This is a genomic window from Protofrankia sp. Cas8 (assembly GCF_963555845.1).
Lineage (GTDB): Bacteria > Actinomycetota > Actinomycetes > Frankiales > Frankiaceae > Protofrankia.
The window spans coordinates 5868-6476 of the sequence record NZ_CAUVXI010000201.1 but is presented as its reverse complement, the minus strand read 5'-3'; the positions used below and the strand labels follow the sequence as shown (position 1 = coordinate 6476).

Genomic DNA, 609 nt, shown 5'->3' with positions numbered 1-609 from the left:
TAGGTGGAAACCGTCACCGGAACGACGGAAACGACCTACTCCTCCAGCTTGCACAGCTCGCCCAAGGGTTACAAATGTCCACATGGAGCACTGACGAGGGGTATCCCGTGAACCCGCCATCATTCCGCGACGCAAGACGGACTAATGAATCCATTGTGATCAACTCTGGCTAGGGTTGCACTGGTCACCATCGGTGACCTCTTCGCCGGCGGTCGGTGTTTCCGTGCCGCGGAGGTGGTTTCTTCCACAACCGGGAGGTCTCGGTGCTCGCGCTACGGGCGAACGCAAGAAAAAGTTTTTCCAGCCAATGCGGCGAAGAGAAGGGGCGAGGAAGGCGGTTCCGGCCCTGGGCAATCCCGGTCATAGCGACCGGACTGGTCGTACTGGCCACGCCGACCCAGGCAATGGCCACTCCCTCCGATTCGCCGCACGCCTACGTCGCCAACTTCGGCTCGAACACCGTTTCGGTGATCAACACCGATAGCAACACCGTCATTGACACCATCCTCGTCGGCAACAGGCCTGCCCAAGTAGCGATCACTAAGGGTTTCGATTCCCGCGCCTACGTCACCAACTTCAGCTCGAACAACCTGTCGGTGATCGACACCA

At 59.3% G+C, this 609-nt stretch carries 1 protein-coding gene; it reads left to right on the top strand.

Annotated features, from left to right (window positions below):
* Positions 1–263: 263 nt before the first annotated feature.
* Positions 264–609, top strand: a 346-nt coding sequence (locus U9977_RS22085) for a YncE family protein (protein ID WP_416210743.1), incomplete at its 3' end; no start/stop codon positions are given.